At 38.2% G+C, this 21870-nt stretch carries 19 protein-coding genes and 3 tRNA genes; 8 read left to right on the forward strand and 14 right to left on the reverse strand.

All coding sequences use genetic code 11. The features are described 5' to 3' along the window. Positions 1-140: 140 nt before the first annotated feature. The 5 genes from rlmE (at position 141) to ACK2M2_RS12380 (ending at position 6193) form a co-directional block, all read left to right on the forward strand. Entirely contained in the window at positions 141-791 is a 651-nt protein-coding gene (rlmE, locus tag ACK2M2_RS12360; protein ID WP_419348894.1) for a 23S rRNA (uridine(2552)-2'-O)-methyltransferase RlmE, read from the forward strand. 134 nt (positions 792-925) lie between these two features. Then, complete coding sequence (gene ftsH, locus ACK2M2_RS12365; protein WP_409512389.1) at positions 926-2815, forward strand: ATP-dependent zinc metalloprotease FtsH; 1890 nt, start codon at positions 926-928, stop codon at positions 2813-2815. A gap of 151 nt (positions 2816-2966) precedes the next feature. Then, positions 2967-3821: a dihydropteroate synthase gene (folP, locus tag ACK2M2_RS12370; protein ID WP_419348899.1), complete on the forward strand. Its 855-nt coding sequence runs from the start codon at positions 2967-2969 to the stop codon at positions 3819-3821. Between the two features lie 313 nt (positions 3822-4134). Further along, positions 4135-5790: a vWA domain-containing protein gene (locus tag ACK2M2_RS12375; protein WP_419348901.1), complete on the forward strand. Its 1656-nt coding sequence runs from the start codon at positions 4135-4137 to the stop codon at positions 5788-5790. Positions 5791-5878: 88 nt separating this feature from the next. Further along, positions 5879-6193 (forward strand): DUF5713 family protein, encoded by a 315-nt coding sequence (locus tag ACK2M2_RS12380; protein ID WP_409512392.1) that lies wholly within the window; start codon positions 5879-5881, stop codon positions 6191-6193. Positions 6194-6397: 204 nt separating this feature from the next. Here the strand turns inward: ACK2M2_RS12380 and ACK2M2_RS12385 are convergent. The 5 genes from ACK2M2_RS12385 to ACK2M2_RS12405 all read right to left on the reverse strand — a co-directional run bounded on the left by ACK2M2_RS12385 (position 6398) and on the right by ACK2M2_RS12405 (position 8340). After that, positions 6398-6483: transfer RNA gene (locus ACK2M2_RS12385), tRNA-Leu, on the reverse strand. A gap of 124 nt (positions 6484-6607) precedes the next feature. Further along, positions 6608-7339, reverse strand: a complete 732-nt coding sequence (locus ACK2M2_RS12390; RefSeq protein WP_419348904.1) for a hypothetical protein — start codon at positions 7337-7339, stop codon at positions 6608-6610. A 107-nt stretch (positions 7340-7446) separates the two neighbouring features. Further along, complete coding sequence (locus ACK2M2_RS12395) at positions 7447-7920, reverse strand: hypothetical protein (RefSeq protein ID WP_419348907.1); 474 nt, start codon at positions 7918-7920, stop codon at positions 7447-7449. Positions 7921-8169: 249 nt separating this feature from the next. After that, positions 8170-8255: transfer RNA gene (locus ACK2M2_RS12400), tRNA-Leu, on the reverse strand. Between the two features lie 11 nt (positions 8256-8266). After that, a tRNA-Cys gene (locus tag ACK2M2_RS12405) sits at positions 8267-8340 on the reverse strand. A 152-nt stretch (positions 8341-8492) separates the two neighbouring features. Between ACK2M2_RS12405 and folD the strand changes: the two genes are divergently transcribed. Next, entirely contained in the window at positions 8493-9341 is an 849-nt protein-coding gene (folD, locus tag ACK2M2_RS12410) for a bifunctional methylenetetrahydrofolate dehydrogenase/methenyltetrahydrofolate cyclohydrolase FolD (protein ID WP_419348910.1), read from the forward strand. 141 nt (positions 9342-9482) lie between these two features. Further along, positions 9483-10163, forward strand: coding sequence for a class I SAM-dependent methyltransferase (locus tag ACK2M2_RS12415; RefSeq protein ID WP_419348912.1), 681 nt, complete (start codon positions 9483-9485; stop codon positions 10161-10163). A 33-nt stretch (positions 10164-10196) separates the two neighbouring features. Here the strand turns inward: ACK2M2_RS12415 and ACK2M2_RS12420 are convergent, their stop codons facing one another. Together ACK2M2_RS12420 and ACK2M2_RS12425 are read right to left on the reverse strand one after the other, a co-directional pair. Further along, positions 10197-10625 (reverse strand): hypothetical protein, encoded by a 429-nt coding sequence (locus tag ACK2M2_RS12420; protein ID WP_419348915.1) that lies wholly within the window; start codon positions 10623-10625, stop codon positions 10197-10199. Between the two features lie 234 nt (positions 10626-10859). Continuing rightward, positions 10860-12194 carry an MFS transporter gene (locus tag ACK2M2_RS12425; RefSeq protein ID WP_419348918.1) on the reverse strand — a complete coding sequence of 445 codons (1335 nt, stop codon included), beginning with the start codon at positions 12192-12194 and terminating at the stop codon, positions 10860-10862. Positions 12195-12964: 770 nt separating this feature from the next. Here ACK2M2_RS12425 and glpD point away from each other — a divergent pair. Further along, a complete protein-coding gene (gene glpD, locus ACK2M2_RS12430; RefSeq protein WP_419348921.1) occupies positions 12965-14494 on the forward strand; it encodes a glycerol-3-phosphate dehydrogenase in 1530 nt (509 codons plus the stop codon). A gap of 76 nt (positions 14495-14570) precedes the next feature. Here glpD and ACK2M2_RS12435 read toward each other — a convergent pair whose 3' ends face one another. The 7 genes from ACK2M2_RS12435 to rpoD all read right to left on the reverse strand — a co-directional run bounded on the left by ACK2M2_RS12435 (position 14571) and on the right by rpoD (position 21747). Continuing rightward, positions 14571-15956 carry an APC family permease gene (locus ACK2M2_RS12435; protein ID WP_409512400.1) on the reverse strand — a complete coding sequence of 462 codons (1386 nt, stop codon included), beginning with the start codon at positions 15954-15956 and terminating at the stop codon, positions 14571-14573. A gap of 262 nt (positions 15957-16218) precedes the next feature. Continuing rightward, positions 16219-17403: an iron-containing alcohol dehydrogenase gene (locus ACK2M2_RS12440; protein WP_419348924.1), complete on the reverse strand. Its 1185-nt coding sequence runs from the start codon at positions 17401-17403 to the stop codon at positions 16219-16221. 3 nt (positions 17404-17406) lie between these two features. Next, positions 17407-17940 carry a hypothetical protein gene (locus ACK2M2_RS12445; RefSeq protein ID WP_409512402.1) on the reverse strand — a complete coding sequence of 178 codons (534 nt, stop codon included), beginning with the start codon at positions 17938-17940 and terminating at the stop codon, positions 17407-17409. Positions 17941-18019: 79 nt separating this feature from the next. After that, on the reverse strand, positions 18020-18679 hold the full coding sequence (gene lipB, locus ACK2M2_RS12450) for a lipoyl(octanoyl) transferase LipB (protein WP_419348927.1): 660 nt from the start codon (positions 18677-18679) through the stop codon (positions 18020-18022). Between the two features lie 283 nt (positions 18680-18962). Next, positions 18963-19250 carry a YbeD family protein gene (locus ACK2M2_RS12455; RefSeq protein ID WP_409512421.1) on the reverse strand — a complete coding sequence of 96 codons (288 nt, stop codon included), beginning with the start codon at positions 19248-19250 and terminating at the stop codon, positions 18963-18965. A 151-nt stretch (positions 19251-19401) separates the two neighbouring features. Further along, positions 19402-19689, reverse strand: a complete 288-nt coding sequence (locus ACK2M2_RS12460) for a YbeD family protein (RefSeq protein ID WP_409512422.1) — start codon at positions 19687-19689, stop codon at positions 19402-19404. Between the two features lie 126 nt (positions 19690-19815). Continuing rightward, positions 19816-21747 carry an RNA polymerase sigma factor RpoD gene (gene rpoD / locus ACK2M2_RS12465; RefSeq protein WP_419348930.1) on the reverse strand — a complete coding sequence of 644 codons (1932 nt, stop codon included), beginning with the start codon at positions 21745-21747 and terminating at the stop codon, positions 19816-19818. Positions 21748-21870: the final 123 nt, after the last annotated feature.

The raw sequence follows: 21870 nt of genomic DNA on the forward strand, positions 1-21870 counted from the left end.
GTAAATTCTGTATAAATAATCGATTAAGATGATTTGGAAAAACGTATAGATTAGGATGCATTTATATACATATGCATACTGCAATGCGTATATTTTTCACGTACAATCAAGCGTTGACATCAATTATATTTTAGAGAGATATGGCTACACGCATTACCAACCAGAAGTTATCCAAAAGTAGTCGTGTGTGGATGAGAGAACACCTCGATGACCACTTTGTAAAGAAAGCACAAAAGGAAGGTTACCGTGCTCGGGCAGCTTATAAACTGTTAGAAATGCAGGAAAAATATAAAATCATTAAGCCTGGAATGACCGTTGTGGATTTGGGTGCTGCACCTGGAAGTTGGTCGCAAATTGCTGGTAAATTGGTCGGTGATAAAGGTTTAGTGGTTGCTTCTGATATTTTAGAGATGGATGCATTACCCGATGTAACTTTCCTTCAAGGTGATTTTCGTGAAGAAGAAGTCTTCGAAAAATTGTTAAATATTTTAGATGGACGGGTTGTAGACGTTGTAATTTCAGATATGGCCCCCAATACATCAGGTAATAAGGCTGTTGATCAACCACGTCAGATCTACCTTTGTGAGCTAGCACTCGATTTTGCAAATAAAGTGTTATCACCAAAAGGTCAGTTTGTCGTTAAAGTCTTTCAGGGCACAGGTTTTGATGAGTTCCGAAAACAGGTTGTCGATAGTTTTACTGTGTTGAAGACAGCAAAACCTGCAGCTTCACGCGCACGTTCTAAAGAAGTTTTTTTAATTGGACAAGGCCGTAAGAAGATTTCTCCATAAAGTTTACTTGCCAAGTAGCTAAAAATTGTGCATTTTGTACCTTTTTATACTTTATTGCGAAATTCATTACTCGCTTTTTGTTAAGGATCTTTCGCTTCTGAAAGATCAAATTAGATTGATATGGGAATAAAGCTTTGAGCGATCTCTTCAAAAATGCCGTACTGTGGCTTGTTATTCTTGGTGTGCTGATATTAATTTTCAGCAACATTAGCGACCGTAACAAACCTGATGCTATGAATTATTCACAATTTGTAGCAGAGGTAAATGCGGGTCAAGTTAAGCAAGTAACAATTGACGGTCTGCAAATCAGCGGTGAAAAAACCAATGGTACTAAGTTTGAAAGTGTTCGCCCTGCGGTAGAAGACCCTCAGCTTATGCCAAGTCTACAAAAAAATAATGTGGTTATTGAGGGTACAGCACCTCAACGTCAAAGCGTGTTGATGCAATTATTAATTGCAAGTTTCCCTGTACTTTTAATTATTTTATTGTTCATGTTCTTTATGCGTAACATGGGCGGTGGTGCAGGCGGTAAAAATGGGCCAATGAGCTTTGGTAAATCAAAAGCAAAATTGCTTTCTGATGATCAAATCAAAATTACCTTTGCTGATGTTGCTGGTGCTGACGAAGCGAAACAAGAAGTTGTTGAAATTGTCGATTTCTTGAAAGATCCTTCTCGCTTTAAACGTTTAGGTGCAACGATTCCTCGTGGTGTCTTGATGGTTGGTCCTCCTGGTACGGGTAAAACGTTGCTTGCTAAAGCCATTGCAGGCGAAGCGAAAGTTCCGTTCTTTAGTATTTCTGGTTCTGACTTTGTTGAAATGTTTGTGGGTGTGGGTGCGTCCCGTGTTCGTGATATGTTTGAGCAAGCGAAACGTCATGCGCCATGTATCATTTTTATCGATGAGATTGATGCAGTCGGTCGTCACCGTGGTTCAGGTACAGGTGGTGGTCACGATGAGCGTGAGCAAACCCTAAACCAAATGCTTGTAGAGATGGATGGTTTTGAGGGTAATGAAGGTATTATCGTTATTGCTGCAACAAACCGTGCAGATGTACTCGATAAAGCATTACTTCGTCCAGGTCGTTTTGACCGTCAAGTGATGGTGGGTTTACCTGATATTAAGGGCCGTGAGCAAATTTTAAATGTGCATCTTAAAAAGTTACCTTCGGTAACGGGTGTGGATGTAAAAGTGCTTGCACGTGGTACACCTGGCTTCTCGGGTGCGCAGTTGGCAAATCTTGTAAACGAAGCGGCATTGTTTGCTGCACGTCGTAATAAGAACACTGTCGATATGCATGACTTTGAAGATGCGAAAGATAAAATTTACATGGGGCCTGAGCGTAAGTCGATGGTTATTCGTGAAGAAGAGCGTCGTAATACGGCTTACCATGAGTCTGGACATGCGATTGTTGCAGAAGTGCTTCCGGGTACAGACCCTGTGCATAAAGTAACGATCATGCCACGTGGTTGGGCATTGGGTGTGACTTGGCAGCTACCTGAACAAGATCAGATCAGCAACTATCGTGACAAAATGTTGAATGAAATTTCAATCTTGTTTGGTGGTCGTATTGCTGAAGAAATCTTTATGGGGCAAATGTCTACAGGTGCATCAAACGACTTTGAGCGTGCGACTAAACTTGCTCGTGCAATGGTGACAAAATACGGTATGTCTGAAAAGATGGGCGTCATGGTTTACGAAGAAGAAAACCAAAATGGTTTCTTTGGTAACATGGGTAACCGTACAATTTCTGAAGCAACGCAACAACAAGTTGATCAGGAAGTGCGTCGCATTTTAGATGAGCAGTATAAAGTCGCTTGGAATATTCTTGAAAGTCACAAAGATATTGCTCATACCATGGTGAAAGCCTTGATGGAATGGGAAACGATTGATCGTGATCAAATTCGTGACATTATGGAAGGTCGTGAACCACAACCACCAAAAGTTTATATTGCTGAAAATCCAGTGGCAGATGTGATTCCTACCGATGGTCCATCTACACCACCACCATTACCAGCAAGCTAATGAGTAAAAAGTAGATAAAGTAAAAAGAGTCCTGTAAAGGGCTCTTTTTTTTTGCCAATTTTTTGCTAAAAATTTATTGTTTTGAAAAAGATCTAATATGTCAAAAGCAGAATTGGGTAAAATACGATAATTGATGAATGCTGGATGAATGATGCAACTTAAGCCATTAGCTCAAAAAAAGTTGAAATGTGGGCAACTTACGCTTGATTTATCACAACCCCATATTATGGGGATTTTGAATGTTACTCCTGATTCATTTAGTGATGGGGGGCAGTATAACGAGGTGGCACAAGCTATTGCTCATGCTAAGCAAATGATTGCAGATGGCGCAACAGTGATTGATGTGGGGGGAGAGTCTACACGTCCAGGAGCATCCGCTGTGGCTATTGAGGAAGAAATTCGCCGTGTTGTACCTGTGGTTGCGGAGGTTGCAAAATTAAATGTTGTGATTTCGATTGATACCTCAGCCCCTGAGGTGATGCGTGCAGCGGTTCAAGCGGGTGCCCACATTTGGAATGATGTTCGAGCATTGTCTAGACCTAATGCACTGCAAACAGCGGCAGAATTGGATATTCCTGTGATAATTATGCATATGCGCGGTGAGCCGACCACTATGAATAATTTGGATCAATATGACAACGTTACACAAGATGTAATAATTGAATTGCAGCAGCGTGTAAATGATGCTTTACACGCAGGTGTGCGTTCAGAAAATATCATGATTGATCCGGGCTTTGGTTTTGCGAAGAATGCACAACAAAATTTACAGTTGTTAAATGAATTTTATCGTTTAACGGAACTGGGCTATCCGATTCTTTCAGCATTGTCACGGAAACGTTTTATTGGTGAAGCATTGGGTGGGGTTGATGCGGGAGAGCGTGCTGTGGGCTCTGTTACGGCACATTTACTGACTATTCAGCAGGGTGCGTGTATGGTGCGAGCGCATGATGTAAAAGCTATGCATGATGCCGTTTTGGTTTGGAAAGCTATGCAGAATGCAGTCTAAGGGTAAGTAGTATCTAGGAAAAGCTTAAAACAAAAGTTTAAATTCATCTCTGTAGTTTTTTTGTATACACAGAGATGAATGGATACGAGAATAATATACAACTATGTGGTTTATTACAGAAAAACCATAAATCTATGTCAACCAAATAAAGTGTTTTATTCTAATCGTTATAATATAACAAAATGCTAAAATGTGCTTCAACGTGGATATATCTGAAATCTACATCTGAGAAATCACACTCGAAGCATCTAATAATTTAAATTTTCATGCATTTTTCTGTGTAAAGTCTTAATAGTAACCTATAGGTGTCAAAATGAAAAATCAACAATTAAAAAATACCCCATCCTGTAAAGCGGTACTGGCATTGTCAATTACAGCAGTATTGCTGACTGCATGTAGCAAAGAACTAATGGTATCAAGTGATATGGCTGAAAGCTCTGCTAATGTTGCAAGTGTAGAAGCTATTACAGTGAATTCGACAGCTAAAATGGTTTCGCCTGCTCCATCACCGAGTATCTACGGGACTGAGGGGAATACTGAAAAGTATCAAAAAACTGAAACAAATTCGGTGAAAAGTGTAGGGCAAGCACCTATTTCTACTTTTAGTATTGATGTAGATACTGGAAGTTATACAAATGTGCGACGTTTCTTAAATGAAGGAAATTTACCGCCTAAAGATGCTGTGCGTATTGAGGAAATGGTAAATTATTTTGATTACCAATATCCAAATCCAATAGGGATACATCCATTTTCAGTCAATATTGAAACTGTAGATTCTCCTTGGCAAGCCAATGCAAAAGTCATTCGTATTGGTATTAAAGCAAAAGATATTGATTCAAAACAATTACCACCTGCCAATTTGGTTTTTTTGGTTGATGTTTCGGGCAGTATGAGTGACAACAATAAACTGGCATTGGTGAAAAAGACTCTGAAGCTTTTAACCGAGCAATTACGTTCACAAGATCAAGTCACACTTATCACCTATGCCGATGGTGAGAAAATGATTCTTGAGCCAACATCTGGATCAAATAAATCAAAAATTCTTGCTGCAATTGATACTTTAGAAGCGGGCGGTGCAACGGCGGGTGAGCAAGCCATTCAAATGGCATATAAATCTGCACAAAAATCATTTGTGAAAAATGGCATTAACCGTATTTTACTGGCAACAGATGGTGATTTTAATGTGGGGGTTACCGATTTTGACACCTTGAAAAATATGGTGGCTGAAAAGCGTAAATCGGGAATTTCTTTGAGTACTTTTGGTTATGGCTCAGGAAATTATGATGAACAGTTAATGGAGCAATTGGCGGATGCTGGTGATGGTAACTACAGCTATATCGATAGTGAAAAAGAAGCTAAGAAAGTCTTACAGCGTCAATTGAGTTCTACGCTTGCCACGGTGGCACAAGATGTCAAAATTCAGGTGGAATTTAATCCTGCAACGGTGAAGGAATATCGCTTGATTGGATATGAAAACCGCATGTTGAAAAATGAAGACTTCAATAATGATAAGGTTGATGCTGGTGATATTGGTGCAGGGCATACGGTGACTGCACTATATGAAATTATTCCTGTTGGGCAAAAAGGTTGGTTGTCTGATTCTCGTTATGCTAATGCTACAGCATTGGGTAAAAATGCTAAAGAATATGCTTTCGTCAATTTACGTTATAAACAGCCAGGGCAAAGTCAGAGTATTTTACTCAGTCAGCCAATTGCTGTGGGTTCGAAGGCGTTGAATCAAGCCAGCGCAGATACACGTTTTGCGCTTGCAGTCGCTGCTTATGGACAGCAGTTACGTAGTCCTGAGTATAATGCTGTAATGCAATGGAATGATATTATTGATTTGGCACAATCGGCGCAAAAACAAGATGCTTTTGGTTTGCGAGCGGAGTTTGTTGATTTGATCAAGAAAGCTAAAAAACTAAGCTCAAATCAGCCAATACAGAAAACTATAAATAAGAGCCAATAAATGTAGATCGTGCAGATGAACTTGGTGTTTTGTATACTTTATGTTATATAATCACCATTCATGTGCTGATATTTTTATCTGGACTGTTATGTTTAGTGATTTACTCCTCCCAATGTTTGATGATGAATATTACCCAGATATTCTAGTTGCTGAAGTTAGGCAGCATATTGAGCAATTTGCAAAACGACTTGCAAAAAAATCATGTTCTGAAACAGAAGTTTATCTTCTTGCGGGGCAGGCTGTTGTTGAAATTAATGAGATGAAACCACAGTTTGAAGATCTTGACTCTTCACTCGATGATACTGCTGCTGATTATATTGCTGAAGCAATGATGATGGTGGTACAAGATCAGGGTTATATGGAAATTGAAATGGAAGAACTTGTATCTAATAGAGAGTGGTAATGCTTTTTGTAGATGTGGGTTGTTTCAAAAATAAATGCCTTTGATTAAGCTGAAAATTTTTTTAATTTTAAAATTTTGAATGTGAAGATTGAAGGTATTTTTTTGCCTGTAATTAAGTGATTCATTATTTTTATTAAATTTTAGGCATAAAAAAACTAGCAAAAAGCTAGTTATTTTATTGCACCATTTTAAGAAGTATTAAAATGGTGCCCGAGGCCAGACTCGAACTGGCACGCTTTGTGGGCGGGGGATTTTAAATCCCCTGTGTCTACCGATTTCACCACTCGGGCATGAGCGCAATAATAAAGGAGTGATTTTATCTTGGCAAGGTGCAATGCTTCGATTTGTTGTATTTTCAATCAAATGATGCGTTAAAAGTTTAAAATATCAGCATTTTAATGAAAATTACTTTATTTAAAGCATGTGGTCGACATATTCATCAAGGTCGACAAACTTGTAAGACTGCGACATTTTATTTTCATATTTAAGCAGTTCGAGGTGTAGATCTAAGTCTTTGACTAATTTTTGCTGTAAGGCTTCATATTGATCTGTATCTTTTTTGCTTAATGTTAAGCGAATTTTGGTTTTAATGACTTGTTTATATGACCAAAAACAGACTCTGCGTATTTGTTGTAAGTTGTAATAGTCAATATTTGATGCAGACTCACGAAACATATTTTCTTTATAAAATTTGATAAAGCCAAAACTCAAGGCAAAGAAAAATAATAGACCTTGTAAGAGGCTACTGTCTAAATAAGCAATATTGAGCGTTTGTAGTACGATCAGTACGGCAAGTTTCATTGGGGTGTTGCTGAGTTGCTGGTATAGGTGTGTTGAGCTATGTTTCATCTGTTTAATGATTAGAGGAACGGTAAACATAAGGAATAACATAATGCACAAGATAGCTATGCCAAAAGCTTGTGTCTGATCAAAACGCGGAAATGAAGATTCAACTAAGCTGCCTAATGCAAAAGCAGTACTGACAAAAATCATCATTGCCAAAATCCAAGGAATAAACTCTTTTAATTCATCGAGTAGACCTTTGGCTTTGAGTTGACCATACAATAGAAAATTTCTTTTAAATGCCTGAGGGTACTGTTGTTCCAGTTGTTGCAGGTATTGTGTTGCTTGCTGGGTCTTGATCATAAGGCTCTTTACAGAATAAAACGGCAGACGCTGAATGTTCAGTATCTTTTCCTTGAATGTGAGTATTGTAAAGCAAATTTGAAATCATGTAGAGGGTAAGCATGGATCTAGTCAATTGCATCACAATGATTGGAGGGTTCTTTTAATACTTCTGCGTGTTGATTATTAAATAAATATTTCATTGCTGGAGTGGATTGAGTATTTTGTTCGGGAGGATTTTTACTCAAATTGTATTTTTTAATGGTGAGTTTTTTGGCTTGATAAAAGGCTTGTTTAAATTTTTCAATTTTTTTTGATTTGGTGTCTTTAAAGGGATTGGTAAAAACCTGTTGGTCTAAAACAAATTCCATGCGTTGATCATCGTCAGTCATTGAGCTAAATGCATCGACATCATTAACATCTTTAATTAAAAAGAACGGTTTTTCATTCGGATTTACGCAATTTAAATTTAAGCGAATATTTTCACCCTGCATATTGAAATTAAAATTAATGGCAGAATTTGGCGAGGGAGACTCACTTGAGAATAGATTGATCCAATGATTTTTGTTGAGATAAGGTTTTAAGTCTGTAATTCCATTCATATTTGGAAAGTTTTTTGCTAAATCTGCTCTGACTGCTCGATAAAGTGGATGAGGTTTCTGATAAGTTTGGTTGTGGTGGATTTTGCAGGTGATTTGAAATATTGCTTTGACATGCACTGAGTATTATTGTGCTGAGGGTGGAAAGAGCGCTGATAATAGTTGTATTTTTATTCATATTATAAATTTTAGGTATAAAAAAACTAGCATAAAGCTAGTTGTTTTATTGCACCATTTTAAGAAGTATTAAAATGGTGCCCGAGGCCAGACTCGAACTGGCACGCTTTGTGGGCGGGGGATTTTAAATCCCCTGTGTCTACCGATTTCACCACTCGGGCTTTACAAGATATGGAGGTAGGAGCCGGAATCGAACCGGCATTTACGGAGTTGCAGTCCGCTGCATCACCATTCTGCCATCCCACCATCTCTTGGTGATGCGTATATTAGCAACCTTTGAAAAAAAAACAATACTACAATTCATGCATATGCACATAAAACCAACATATAGAATAAAATTGTTCAAATAATCATGTATTATTTGCAAAATTGATTCATATCTACTTTGGAGATGTGCCGTGGCATTAGTTTTAGATGGTCGCGCATTAGCGAAACAAATTGAAGCAGACTTGTTAACCCGTGTTGAAGCGATAAAAGAGAAAACAGGTCGTACCCCAATTTTAGCGACTATTTTAGTCGGTGATGATGGTGCATCTGCCACTTATGTACGTATGAAAGGGAATGCATGCCGTCGTGTTGGTATGGATTCTATAAAGGTTGAGTTAGGTGCTGAAACCACAACTGAACAATTGTTGGCTGAAATTGAAAAATTAAATGCTAATCCTGACGTACACGGTATTTTATTACAGCATCCTGTACCTGCTCAAATTGATGAACGTGCATGTTTTGATGCCATTTCACTTGCAAAAGATGTCGATGGTGTAACATGCCTCGGTTTTGGTCGTATGGCGATGGGTGAAGCAGCTTATGGTTCTGCAACACCTGCAGGTATCATGACCATTTTAAAAGAAAACAAAATTGAAATTGCAGGTAAACATGCAGTTGTTGTCGGTCGTTCTGCAATTTTAGGTAAACCAATGGCTGCAATGTTATTGGAAGCCAATGCAACCGTAACAATCTGCCATTCACGTACGCAAAACTTAGCTGATTTTGTAAAACAAGCAGACATTATTGTCGGTGCAGTCGGTAAAGCTGAACTCATTCAGAAAAATTGGATTAAACAAGGCGCTGTTGTTGTCGATGCAGGTTTCCATCCACGTGATGGTGGTGGTGTAGGTGATATTCAACTTGTCGGTATTGAGGAAGTTGCTTCTGCTTATACGCCTGTTCCAGGTGGTGTGGGACCAATGACGATTACGACTTTGATTCGTCAAACTGTGGAAGCTGCTGAAAAGGCTTTGGGTTAATAGAATTCCTCCCCTTGCAAAGCAATACTTCTCATCTTTGAAAAGGGAGGGGTTGCATATTTTCAATTTGCAGTGGGTTCCCCTCTTTTTAAAGAGGGGTTAGGGGAGATTAAATGATTTATTATGAATTAAAAGAAATCTATGAGCTGCACTTTTCAACTGCCTAAAGCCCCAAAAAACCTACTTAATGCATTGCATGAAGTAATTCCAAACTGTGAATTGCTTGCACAGCAATTGCCTGAAACGCCAATTTCTTTATGGCTCATTCCGCCTGTATTTCCGACTGATCGCTTAGATGATGAAGTGATTCGCCGTATTTGGAATGAAACACCGTATTGGATTTTTTGTTGGGCTTCAGGTCTAGCAATGGCACAGTGGTTGCTTGCTGAACCTCATCATGTGAAAGATAAAGTTGTTTTGGACTTTGGTGCAGGGTCAGGTGTTGTGGCGATTGCAGCGAAAATGGCAGGGGCAAAACGCGTTATTTGTTGTGATATCGACAAAGTAAGTTTAGATGCATGTCGTGAAAATGCATTGCTGAATGATGTTGAGCTTGAATATTTGGATGATTTGTACCATTTAGAGCGAACAGCAGAGCAAGTTGATGTGTTATTGGCTGCCGATGTTTTATATGATCAGTGTAATCGTTTTTTCTTAGATGAATTTTTAAAATTTGCACCCGAAGTTTGGGTTGCCGATAGTCGTGTGAAAAATTTTAGTCATCCAAAATATCAAAAGTTGGAAGAGCGTAGTGCAACGACTTGGCCTGACTTAGATGAATCAAAAGAATTTCGTAACGTGAGTTTTTATAAGACGCTTTAAAGCGTCTTATTTTTTATAATCAATTTTTAAATTTTAAGAACAGGTATACCGAACGACATGTAGAGTACTTGGACGAGTTTCTAAAGCTTGGCGTGTCGCATAATCTTCACTGTTGTTTAAGCTTGGCGTATTTGAAAGTCCGAAAGAAGTACGACTATGACCCAATTGAACACCTGTTTTATCATCTGAATTGATCTGTGGGTTAATAATTTCAGTACTGCTTAAAACAGCAAGTTTATAGGTCTTATTTTCACCAAGAACTTTTTTACAAGCACGTTGTAATTTATCGACATCTAAGTCACGATCTGCACGACCTGACAATGTATAGACCAATGTTGCTTGATTCTCGGTTTTACTTTCAATTTGATAACCCGTTGTTCCATTAAATGAACGCGGTGCGGTCTGACACGCTGTTAGCATTAAAATAGTCATTGCAAATGCTGTTGCTTTAATTATTTTCATCTGTGATGTTCTCTTAAGGGAATGTACTATGTGCAGTATGGCATAAAATAGAGTTGAACAAACTTGCTATAAAGATAAAAAATGAAGATATGAGCATTGTTATGTTCTTTTTTGTATATAAATAAGTTTTAAATATTAGGTAAATCATGTGTTTATATAATTGATGTTTAAAGTGATACAAAAACAGCGCTTAATTTGAGCGCTGTTTTTGTATCTAAAAATATCGTTCAACGATTAGTCATCTGTAATAAGACTATGTTTTTTAGTATCTTTCATAAAGACATAGGTGATTAAAGAAAGACCAATCATAAAGGTGATGTAGTAAAAGAAATAATTTTCATGACCCGCATTTTTAAAGCTTAGAGCAACCAACTCTGCAGTACCACCAAACACGGTGTTGGCAAGTGCATAAGGCAAAGCAACGCCTAATGCACGAATATGTGGTGGGAATAACTCAGCTTTTACTACGGCATTGATGGCAGTATAACCAGTGACAATGACCATACCACTCATACACAACATAAACGCAGTGGTTGGATTGGTTGTAGAACCTAAGCCATTGAAAATAGGAATGGTAAATAGCACACCTAAGACACCAAAAGTGATCATAATCGGTTTACGACCAATCTTATCTGACAATGCACCAACAGCAGGTTGAATGAGCATAAAGACAAAAATTGCGGCTGTGGTAATTTCAGTCGCCGTGGTTTTTTCAAAACCTGAGGTATTGACCAAGTATTTTTGTAAGTACGTGGTGAATGTATTGAATGCTAAAGTACCACCCGCAGTCAGCATAATGACCGTAAATGCCTGTTTAGGATATTTGGTAAATAACGCTAAAGCCCCAGATTTTTCACCCCCATTTTTGGCTTGCTCTTGTGCCTTTTTCGAAGATTGTGTTTCAACTAAACCACGACGAATCCAAAATACTACAATAGCCAATAATGCACCGATGAAGAAAGGAATACGCCATCCCCATTCACCCAAAGCTTGTTCGGAAAGGTTGCGTTGTAAAATAATCAGTACGCAAAGCGCAAGTAATTGACCTGCAATGAGGGTGACATATTGGAAGCTTGAGAAGAACCCACGATGATTTTTTCCTGCCATTTCTGTCAAATATGTTGCACTTGAGCCGTATTCACCGCCAACACTTAAACCTTGAATTAGTCGGGCGAACAATAAAATTGCAGGGGCAAGCATACCGACAGAATCATAAGTTGGTGCGCAGGCGATCATCAATGAACCGATGCACATTAATGATACGGAAACGGTTAAGCCCGCTTTACGACCTTTACGATCAGCATAAATGCCCATTACCCATGCGCCAATTGGGCGCATTAAAAAACCTAGTGCAAAGACAGCTGCTGCTTGTAATAATTTAACTGTGCTGTCGCCATCAGGGAAAAAACGTGGGGCAAAATATAAGGTAAATGCGGCATACACATACCAATCGTACCATTCAACGAGGTTTCCTGCAGAACCTCCCAAAATAGATTTAACTCGAGTTTTACGATCAAGGGATGGGGTTTGGCTTTCGGAGGATATATTTTTAGAAGATGCATTAGACATCACAGTTCTCCAAATAATTTAGGCAAAACGCATGCATACATTTCAATAAATGCTATTGAAAAAATGTGAGATCATGTGCTGTGGAAGAAAGGAAGTTGAAAGAAACAAAACATTACAAAGTACTTATACGCTTGGGTTTTGTATGCTTTTATTAGACTTTGGTCGTAAGTTGATATTGTTTTATGCATTAAAAAAGTGCAAAAAATATTTTTTTATCTTATTTTGAGTCTAATAACATATCAGCATGCCTGTTGATAGAAAATAAGTATTTGTAATAAAAATAAAAAAATGAATAAATATAATATTTAGTTTTGAAATACATCTATTTTTGAGTGCGATTAAAATAAAGACATTTACTTCAATATCAATAGAGGCTTGGTTATGAATACAGCATATTTTCTCATCAATAGTTGGGAAAGTGCTAAGTTGATTTGAGTAGCCATAAATTATTTGATGTGTGCTTTGATCTTTTTATAGTTGAATGGCTAGAAGTGGTTTATAGTTTTTAGATTAAGTATTGATCGAAAGATCAATATTTTGAAGCTGTATCGGTATTGTGGAAAAGTCATTTAAAGTTTTTATGGTGGAATTCAAAATTATCAACGTATTGATAAAACTTTGAATATATAAAATGAATATTTTAATTTGGTTGTTGGTCATGTTTTTAAATTGTTTAATGATTAGATAAAATCAGAAATATTTATCTATATCAAACAAAATATAAGGGCAAAGAACAAGAAAAATTAAAACAAACGGGTGAGGAATAAAATATGCAAGAACTTCACGAATATTCAAAATGTTATGACCTTGTCGTGATTGGGGGAGGAATCAATGGCATTGGTATTGCAAATGATGCTGCGGGGCGAGGATTATCAGTTTTTGTCTGTGAAAAAGATGATCTTGCTTCACATACCTCATCGGCAAGTAGTAAGCTCATTCATGGCGGTTTGCGCTATTTGGAACATAAAGAATTTCGTTTGGTACGTGAAGCATTAGCAGAAAGAGAAGTTCTGTTAAATAAAGCACCGCACATCATTCGTCCTCTACGTTTTATTATGCCTCATCGTCCACATTTACGTCCTGCATGGCTTATTCGAACAGGGCTATTTTTTTATGATCATTTGGGTAAAAGAGAAAAATTAGCAGGCTCAAATTTAGTGACTTTTGATGGTTTAGATAGTCCATTGCATCCCGATATTCAACGTGGTTTTGAATATTCAGATTGTGCAGTAGATGATGCACGTTTAGTCGTACTGAATGCTATACAAGCAAGAGAGCATGGTGCAAAAATCATGACTCAAACCCAATGTATTTCTGTAGTGCAAATTGAGGGCTTATGGCATGTGACGCTTGAAAATGAACATGGTATTTTTCAGGTTAAAGCCAAAGTTCTAGTCAATGCTGCTGGGCCTTGGGTGGCACAATTTATCCGTAAGAATTTAAATTTGAAATCACCTTATGGTATCCGTTTGATTCAAGGTAGTCATATTATCGTACCGAAATTATATGAGGGTGAGAAAGCCTTTATTTTGCAAAATGATGATCAGAGAATTGTTTTTACTATTCCGTATTTACAACGGTTTACCCTTATTGGCACGACAGATTGGGAATATACAGGTGATCCGAATCATGTTGAGATCAGTGCTGAGGAACGGGCTTATTTACTTGATGTCTGTAATGATCATTTTAAACAGCAGCTGACTGAAGCTGATATTGTCAGTACTTTCTCTGGTGTGCGTCCATTGTGTGATGATGAGTCGGATAATCCATCTGCGGTCACCCGTGACTATACTTTGGCATTGAGTGCTGAAAGTACTGCGCATGCACCATTATTGTCGGTCTTTGGTGGGAAATTAACGACTTATCGTAAATTGGCAGAAGCTGCTATGGATCAGCTCAAACCATTTTTTAACAGTATGAAAAAGGAATGGACAGCCACGGCATTGTTACCTGGTGCTGAGCATTTTAATTCTATAGATGAGCTGAAAGATCAAATTCAACAGCAAATTAAAGGTATTGGTGAAGCGACAGCAGAACGTTGGGCACATGCTTACGGCACTCGTACGATGCATTTTTTGCAACATAGCAATTCAATTCATGAATTAGGACAAGACTTTGGGCATGGTCTATTTGCACAAGAAGTTGATTATTTAGTGGATCAAGAGTGGGCGATCACAAGTGAGGATATTTTAAAACGCCGAAGTAAGCTGTATTTGGATTTTAATCAAGATGAGATACAAATTTTAGAAATGTATTTACACGTATTACATGAGCGCCGTTTACGTCAAAACGTGGCATAAGCTTTTTGATGGATTAGTAAAATCAAAAAAGGCGCTTTATGCGCCTTTTTTGAATGAATTAGATTCAGTTTAAATCTTATTCATGTTCATTATGTTGTGGAGCAGGATAACGGAAACCTTTGGTTTTATAACCCAAATACATAATACCGAACATTGCCCACCATAGACCCCATTTCAAGGCAGTTTCTTCAATCTCAAGCCACATTGCAAAGATACTAAAGAAGCCAAGTAATGGAATAATAATGAAGTTAATGATGTCTTTGATATTTTTGGTACGCCCATCACGCAATGCATAACGAGAAATCACCGACAAGTTTACGAATGTAAACGCAGTTAAAGCACCAAAACTGATCATTGAAATCACAATATCAAGATCCATGAAGCCCGCAGTTAAAGCAACGGCACCCACAATCAAAATATTGTAAGAAGGAGTAAAGTTTTTAGGACTGATATGACCGAAGATCTTTTTATTGATTACGCCATCACGACCCATCACATACATTAAACGTGATACACCCGCATGTGCAGAAATACCAGAAGCCATCACCGTCACAATTGCAAAATACAGAACGACTGTCTTAAATGCTGCGCCACCCACTGCAAGAAGAATATCGGGTTGTGTTGCAGCAATATCTTCAAAGTAAGTTTTTGGATCATTCGGGAAGTAAATCTGCATGAAGTATGTGCTGATAATGAAGATTACACCTGCAAGTAATGCCGTCATAAAAATGGCACGTGGCAGCGTTTTCTCAGTATCTTTGGTTTCTTCAGCAAGCGAACTCAGTGAGTCAAATCCTGTAAATGAGAAGCATAATAATGTTGCACCTGTAACGAGTGCACCAATAGATGTCATTTCATTCCAAAATGGTTCAAGACTCCACAATTGATACTTAGCATCGACCAATGAACCATCCGCATTGACACCACTTGAAAGCAGTTGATAAACCATCCAAACAAAGTAGGCGATAACAGCCAACTGAACAAAGACGATTAAACTGTTAAAGTTAGCAACAAAACGCGCACCACGTAAGTTTACAGCAGTCATGATTGCAGTGAGTGCAATAACCCAAACCCAATGATTTACTTCAGGAAAGAGTGCTTCTAGATAGATCACTGCCAAGATGATATTTACCATTGGAGACAGTAAATAGTCTAACCACGAAGACCAACCCACCATGAAACCGACGTTTGGATGGATGGATTTTTGTGCATACGTGTATGATGAACCCGACGATGGATATCGACGAATCATGTGTCCATAACTGATAGATGTAAGTAAAATTGCCACTAAAGCAATAATATAAGACGTTGGAACGTGAAAGTGACTCTCTTCTGATACAAGACCAAAAGTGTCAAATAGCGTCATTGGTTGGATATATGCCAAACCAATAATAATGATGTGCCAGAAGCCAAGTGTTTTTTGCAATTTAGCTGTCGATTGAGTCCCAGTGTTAATTGTCAACGGCGTTGTCCTCTTAATCGTTGATCAAGGATCAGTCATTTTTAAGGATCGTTTGAGACGAACGATCCCCCCTACGAATAAAACAAAAGTGCGCCAATCTACTTCAAAAAGCCACCCTTGTCAGTAACTTTGTTGGTTTTTTTAGCAGAAATTGTGCCACTTTGATTGAAAAGTGAGTGACCAACTATTCTGCATGATAAAAGCCCGATATTTATGTAAATATCAGGCTCCTTTAAAACTATATTGGATTATTTTTAAGCAATTACCAAGCTTTTTCCAAGATTGATTTTAAATCTTTGAATGTTGCTTCTTTTGGATTGTAAATAATAGAGCCATCGTTGAGGGCTTTATCTGCAACTTCATCAAGTTGTTCTTTTGAAATTTTACCTGTTTCACTGAGTGTACGTGGCAATTTAGTGAGTGCATATAAACGATCACGCATAGTATTGAGTGTTGCAATCACTTTATCGGCACGTTGGTTCGCAGGTGTTTGTGCGTAAATATCGGGACCAGCAAGTGGCAATAATAATTCTGCAATTTTATCGCCTTTCACATCTTTATTGTATTCAAGTACGTAAGGTAAGAATAGATTCATGCATAGGCCATGGGGTAAATGGGCAACTGAACCTAAAGCGTGTCCTAGTGAATGTACAATACCGACCATTGAGTTTGAAAATGCAATACCTGCCATTGTAGATGCTTGAGCAAGTTCTAAACGACCATGTGCATCGGTTGGATTGTCTAAAACATTGAATAGGCTATTGCTGACTTTTTTCACAGCCGCCGTTGCATAAGCATCTGAAATTGGATTGGCTGCCATACAGGTATAGGCTTCAACAGCATGCGTCATTGCATCCATCGCAGTCATTGCCGTTAAATGTGGTGGCAAGGTTTGTGTCATACGTGGATCTAAGATGGCTGCATTTGGCATTAAATAGTTCGATGCAAATGCCAATTTCACATGTTTCTGATTATCTGAAACGACAGCCACCATGGTGACTTCTGAGCCTGTGCCCGAAGTAGTTGGAATAACAAAGAATGGTTTAAGCGGATGAGGTAAGTTGTGTGCACCTGAATATTTTGTCAGATCATCACCACCTTCAGTCACCAAAATATTGGTTGCTTTGGCCGTATCAATGACTGAACCACCACCCACAGCTATAATCGCATCGCAGTTATTTGTACGGTACGCTTGCGCCGCAGCACGAACGGTTTCTAAACTTGAGTCAGGTGGTACATCATCAAAGACAAAACCAACCTCAACATCGGTTGATTCAAATGCGGCTTCAAGTGGCACTAGTAGGTTATTTATACGCACACCTTTGTCTGTAATAATCATTGGGCGTTTTGCGCCAAGTGAAGATAATTCAAAAGGAATGTGTTCAAGTGCAGCATGGCCTGCAATCACTTTGACGGGGCAAAAAAATTCGTAATATGGTTTAGCCATGTGTTAAGCACTCCCTTTAATATATGACTGTGCAACTTTAAGATAAATATTTGCAGCACCTGACAGTTTTTCTTTTAACGATAATTCACGTGGATATTCTTTAACTGCTAACTCTGCAACCAATTTTGGCAAAATTAGTGCTTCCATTTTATTGAGGCAACGTACTAAACGAATGGCATAAGAGAGATCACCATCGGCAATCATACGGTCATTGGCAAATGCTTGAGAGGTACTTTCTTGGAATGAAAACACCAAAAATGCATGATGTAAATGCTTAAACGTGATGGTTAAATCAGGTTTTTCATCTAAGTTTTTAACCAATTCTAATTGGTGTTGTTCATTGACACGGGCAATAAATTTTGACCCGTTTGGATAAACTTTCATAGACAAGGTTAAGCCGATTGGAAATTTTGAAACTTCATGTTTAATTTCATCATCGACTTGGCTTGCCATCACCAAGCCTCTGCCAATCACGTCCATCATGAGTTTGACATAATTTTGTTCCAAAGCAGGCTTTACAGATTTGGTTGAAATCACTCGCGTATCCCTTCTGCAAATTGTATTTATGTTTTTAGAGTAATTACTCTATTTTATTTTTCTTGAAAAAGAAAGTCTTTTAATGAGAAATGACTTGGACGTCATTAAAGTAACCACTCTGCTGAAAATATTCAATGATATCTGCACATAACTCATTGAAGTCAGGGTGATTCTCAATTAAATCTTGTATTCTGACCATTTCAAGTCCTGCATAACCACAAGGGTTAATGGTATGAAAACCATGCAAATCACAATCGATATTTAATGCCAAACCGTGATAACTACGACCTTTACGAATTTTGAAACCAAGTGAACCAATTTTACGTTCATTGACATAAACGCCTGGTGCATCGGGTTTGGCATAGGCTTCAATGCTATATTTTTTCAGCAAATCAATCATCAATTGTTCAGCATAGCTGACAAGTGTGCGTACGTTCCATTTCAGACGGTTCAAATCAAACATGAAATATACGACCATTTGCCCTGGACCATGCCACGTGACTTGCCCACCACGATCGCTTTGTACCACAGGAATATCGCTTGGTATCAAAATATGTTCAGGCTTTCCTGCTTGCCCCTGTGTGAGTACCTCGTGATGTTGTAAGATCCATAATTGATCAGGAGATTTTTCATCACGCTGTTCAGTATAGCTTTTCATTTCCTGAAAGCGTTCGCTATAAGGGGTTAAGTCGTGATAATGACGAATAATTAACTGTGGTTTTATAACAACATCATTCACAGATCGACATCTCTAAAATGGAAGAATAGTTTTTATTATAAATAAATTTACGTCAAATAGGGGATTGGCAAGTACAGTGAAAAATATCTTTTATATGTTTATCAGATTTGTAACAGTTAGGCATTGCGCTGATCTGGTAAATTTGCCAATAAGTCTTTTTTCGATGCTATATGCATTACTTAAATATAGGAATGGGATTCAGTTGCTGTTTTAATTTTCTTAACTTTCAAATCTATTTATAAACGTAAAAAACACGCTATATAGCGTGTTTTTTATTTCTAAATTATAAAGCAGTTTTAATATGCTCACATGCTGCAAGATCTGCATAAAGTTGATGAACTTGCTCAAGCTCTATAAAGCGTAATTGTGCAGTAATAGAGTCATATTTACCTGTGCGAGATGCTTGAACTTTCAAAGTTTCAGCATCAAAATCAGGGAAGTGTTTAACCAAAATTTCGATGACTGAGACACGCAGTTGCTCGCCTGCATCACCAATGAGTTTAATTGGATAGTCCATAGGGAACACCCAAAGATCTTCACGAAGTTCACGAGATGGTGTACGGTCTAACATAGTCATGAGTGACAGCCTTTCTATTTAACATGAGCCCAGAGGCTGATGTTTATTATTTCATACCATATAAAATGGGGACTGAGTATTTAACTTCAAGCCCCCATCAGTATGCTGATGAGAAATATAATCCTATCAGCAAGATTAATAATTATTATAAAGCAGTTTTAATATGCTCACATGCTGCAAGGTCTGCATAAAGTTGATGAACTTGCTCAAGCTCTATAAAGCGTAATTGTGCAGTAATAGAGTCATATTTACCTGTGCGAGATGCCTGAACTTTCAAAGTTTCAGCATCAAAATCAGGGAAGTGTTTAACCAAAATTTCGATGACTGAGACACGAAGTTGCTCACCTGCATCACCAATGAGTTTAATTGGATAGTCCATAGGGAACACCCAAAGATGTTCTTGGAGTTCACGAGACGGTGCACGATTAGTCATATCAGTCATGGGAAACCTCTTTATTAAAAATACCTGCTAAGTGCAGGTATTTTGAGTTATTTGCTACATGCTTATAATATGGGGTATGACACTCCATATTCAAGCTTTCACTGTGCTAAGAATGATTTAGTCATTCTCAAGGAATGAACGTAAATGTTCTGAACGTGAAGGATGGCGTAATTTACGTAAGGCTTTCGCTTCGATCTGACGAATACGCTCACGTGTTACATCAAACTGCTTACCGACTTCTTCCAATGTGTGATCCGTTGGCATATCAATACCAAAACGCATTTTTAAGACTTTCGCTTCACGTTCAGTTAAGTTTTCTAAAACTTCACGTGTTGCTTCTTTTAAGCCTTCTGATGTTGCTGCATCAATTGGAGAGGTAATATTACCATCTTCAATGAAGTCACCCAGATGCGAATCTTCATCATCACCAATTGGCGTTTCCATCGAAATCGGTTCTTTGGCAATTTTTAATACTTTACGAACTTTCACTTCGTCCATTTCTAGACGTTCGCCTAATTCTTCAGGTGTTGGTTCACGACCCATTTCTTGAAGAAGTTGACGTGACACACGGTTGATTTTATTGATTGTTTCAATCATGTGTACCGGAATACGAATCGTACGTGCTTGATCGGCAATTGAACGTGTAATCGCCTGACGAATCCACCATGTCGCATAAGTCGAGAATTTATAACCACGACGGTATTCAAACTTATCTACAGCTTTCATTAAGCCGATGTTGCCTTCCTGAATTAAATCGAGGAATTGTAAGCCACGGTTGGTGTATTTTTTCGCAATCGAAATTACAAGACGTAAGTTAGCTTCAACCATTTCTTTTTTTGCACGGCGAGCTTTGGCTTCACCAATCGCCATACGTTTAGAAATGTCTTTGATATCTCGAACGTTTAAAGAAAGCTCTTTTTCAATATCGGCAATTTGCTGTTGGAATGCAGTGATATCTGGACGAACTTTTTCTAAATAACCACGCATTTCTGTTGGTGCTTTCGCAATTTGCTCATCTAACCATGCAAAATTTGATTCTTGACCTGGGAATGATGTACGGAATTGCGTACGATCCATACGACCACGACGTACAGCATAGCGCATTACTTCACGTTCAGAGGTACGAATTTGTTCATGTGTACCACGAATCATTTCTGAAATGATGTCAAAAAGACGTGGGGTGAATTTAAACATCATGAACACAGTTGCCAATGCTTCCATTGCAACTTTGCCTTCTTCGCTGTTACGACCGTGTTTTGCAATCGTTTCTTTTGATGTTTGCCAAACAGACGTTAATTCATCAAAACGTGCTTTTGCAATTTCAGGATCAGGACCAGATTCACCTTCAGATTCGTCATCACTTTCAGACTCTTCTTCTTCTTCATCGTCATCTAGTTTTACATCTTTAGTTGGCTTTTTCGCAGCATCTTCTTCTTCATCGACTTCTTCAGACTCTTCTTCCAATACTTCTGGAATAACTTCATCTGATTCTGGATCTAAATAACCTGAAAGAATGTCGGCAAGACGGCGTTCACCCGCTTCATATTCTTTATATTCATTTAAAACGACTTCAACCGCATTTGGCCAATATGAAATTGAATGAAGAACGTCACGAATTCCTTCTTCAATGCGTTTTGCAATGCTAATTTCGCCTTCACGGGTTAACAGTTCAACTGTACCCATTTCACGCATATACATACGGACAGGGTCAGTAGTACGACCTGGTTCACTTTCTACTGAAGCCAATACTGCAGCAGCTTCTTCTTCAGCAACTTCATCGGTTGCTTCGCTGCCACCTTCAAACATTGTATCGTCAGTTTCAGGTGCACGTTCATGAACCGGAATACCCACGTCTTGAATCATCTGAATGATGTCTTCAATCTGTTCGCTTTCAGTGATTGAGTCCGGCAGATGATCGTTAACCTCAGCGTAGGTTAAGTAACCTTGTTCTTTGCCTCGGCTAATCAGCGCCGCTACTTGTGAAGTAGGGGATTGCATATCGCTCATCTTTGCTCTCTTCTCGTTGAATTTATGGCGGTAAACGTACATTTGTTGTACGCATGACGAATCAAATGTGAATAAACCACCATTTCATCAAAAAGTACGCAACTTGTTTTGATAAAATTAGGATATTCAAATTCTGTAATAAATAATGGGGAGTGATGTTGTTAT

The sequence above is a fragment of the Acinetobacter sp. TY1 genome, assembly GCF_048551395.1.
GTDB lineage: Bacteria > Pseudomonadota > Gammaproteobacteria > Pseudomonadales > Moraxellaceae > Acinetobacter.

What these genes read in the sequence shown, in the direction of transcription:
- rlmE (WP_419348894.1), top strand. Translation starts at nt 141, where the DNA reads ATGGCTACACGCATTACCAACCAGAAGTTATCCAAAAGTAGTCGTGTG.
- folP (WP_419348899.1), top strand. Translation starts at nt 2,967, where the DNA reads ATGCAACTTAAGCCATTAGCTCAAAAAAAGTTGAAATGTGGGCAACTT.
- ACK2M2_RS12375 (WP_419348901.1), top strand. Translation starts at nt 4,135, where the DNA reads ATGAAAAATCAACAATTAAAAAATACCCCATCCTGTAAAGCGGTACTG.
- ACK2M2_RS12380 (WP_409512392.1), top strand. Translation starts at nt 5,879, where the DNA reads ATGTTTAGTGATTTACTCCTCCCAATGTTTGATGATGAATATTACCCA.
- ACK2M2_RS12390 (WP_419348904.1), bottom strand. Translation starts at nt 7,339, where the DNA reads ATGATCAAGACCCAGCAAGCAACACAATACCTGCAACAACTGGAACAA.
- ACK2M2_RS12395 (WP_419348907.1), bottom strand. Translation starts at nt 7,920, where the DNA reads ATGAATGGAATTACAGACTTAAAACCTTATCTCAACAAAAATCATTGG.
- ACK2M2_RS12415 (WP_419348912.1), top strand. Translation starts at nt 9,483, where the DNA reads ATGAGCTGCACTTTTCAACTGCCTAAAGCCCCAAAAAACCTACTTAAT.
- ACK2M2_RS12420 (WP_419348915.1), bottom strand. Translation starts at nt 10,625, where the DNA reads ATGAAAATAATTAAAGCAACAGCATTTGCAATGACTATTTTAATGCTA.
- ACK2M2_RS12425 (WP_419348918.1), bottom strand. Translation starts at nt 12,194, where the DNA reads ATGTCTAATGCATCTTCTAAAAATATATCCTCCGAAAGCCAAACCCCA.
- glpD (WP_419348921.1), top strand. Translation starts at nt 12,965, where the DNA reads ATGCAAGAACTTCACGAATATTCAAAATGTTATGACCTTGTCGTGATT.
- ACK2M2_RS12440 (WP_419348924.1), bottom strand. Translation starts at nt 17,403, where the DNA reads ATGGCTAAACCATATTACGAATTTTTTTGCCCCGTCAAAGTGATTGCA.
- ACK2M2_RS12455 (WP_409512421.1), bottom strand. Translation starts at nt 19,250, where the DNA reads ATGTTAGACCGTACACCATCTCGTGAACTTCGTGAAGATCTTTGGGTG.
- ACK2M2_RS12460 (WP_409512422.1), bottom strand. Translation starts at nt 19,689, where the DNA reads ATGACTAATCGTGCACCGTCTCGTGAACTCCAAGAACATCTTTGGGTG.
- rpoD (WP_419348930.1), bottom strand. Translation starts at nt 21,747, where the DNA reads ATGTACGTTTACCGCCATAAATTCAACGAGAAGAGAGCAAAGATGAGC.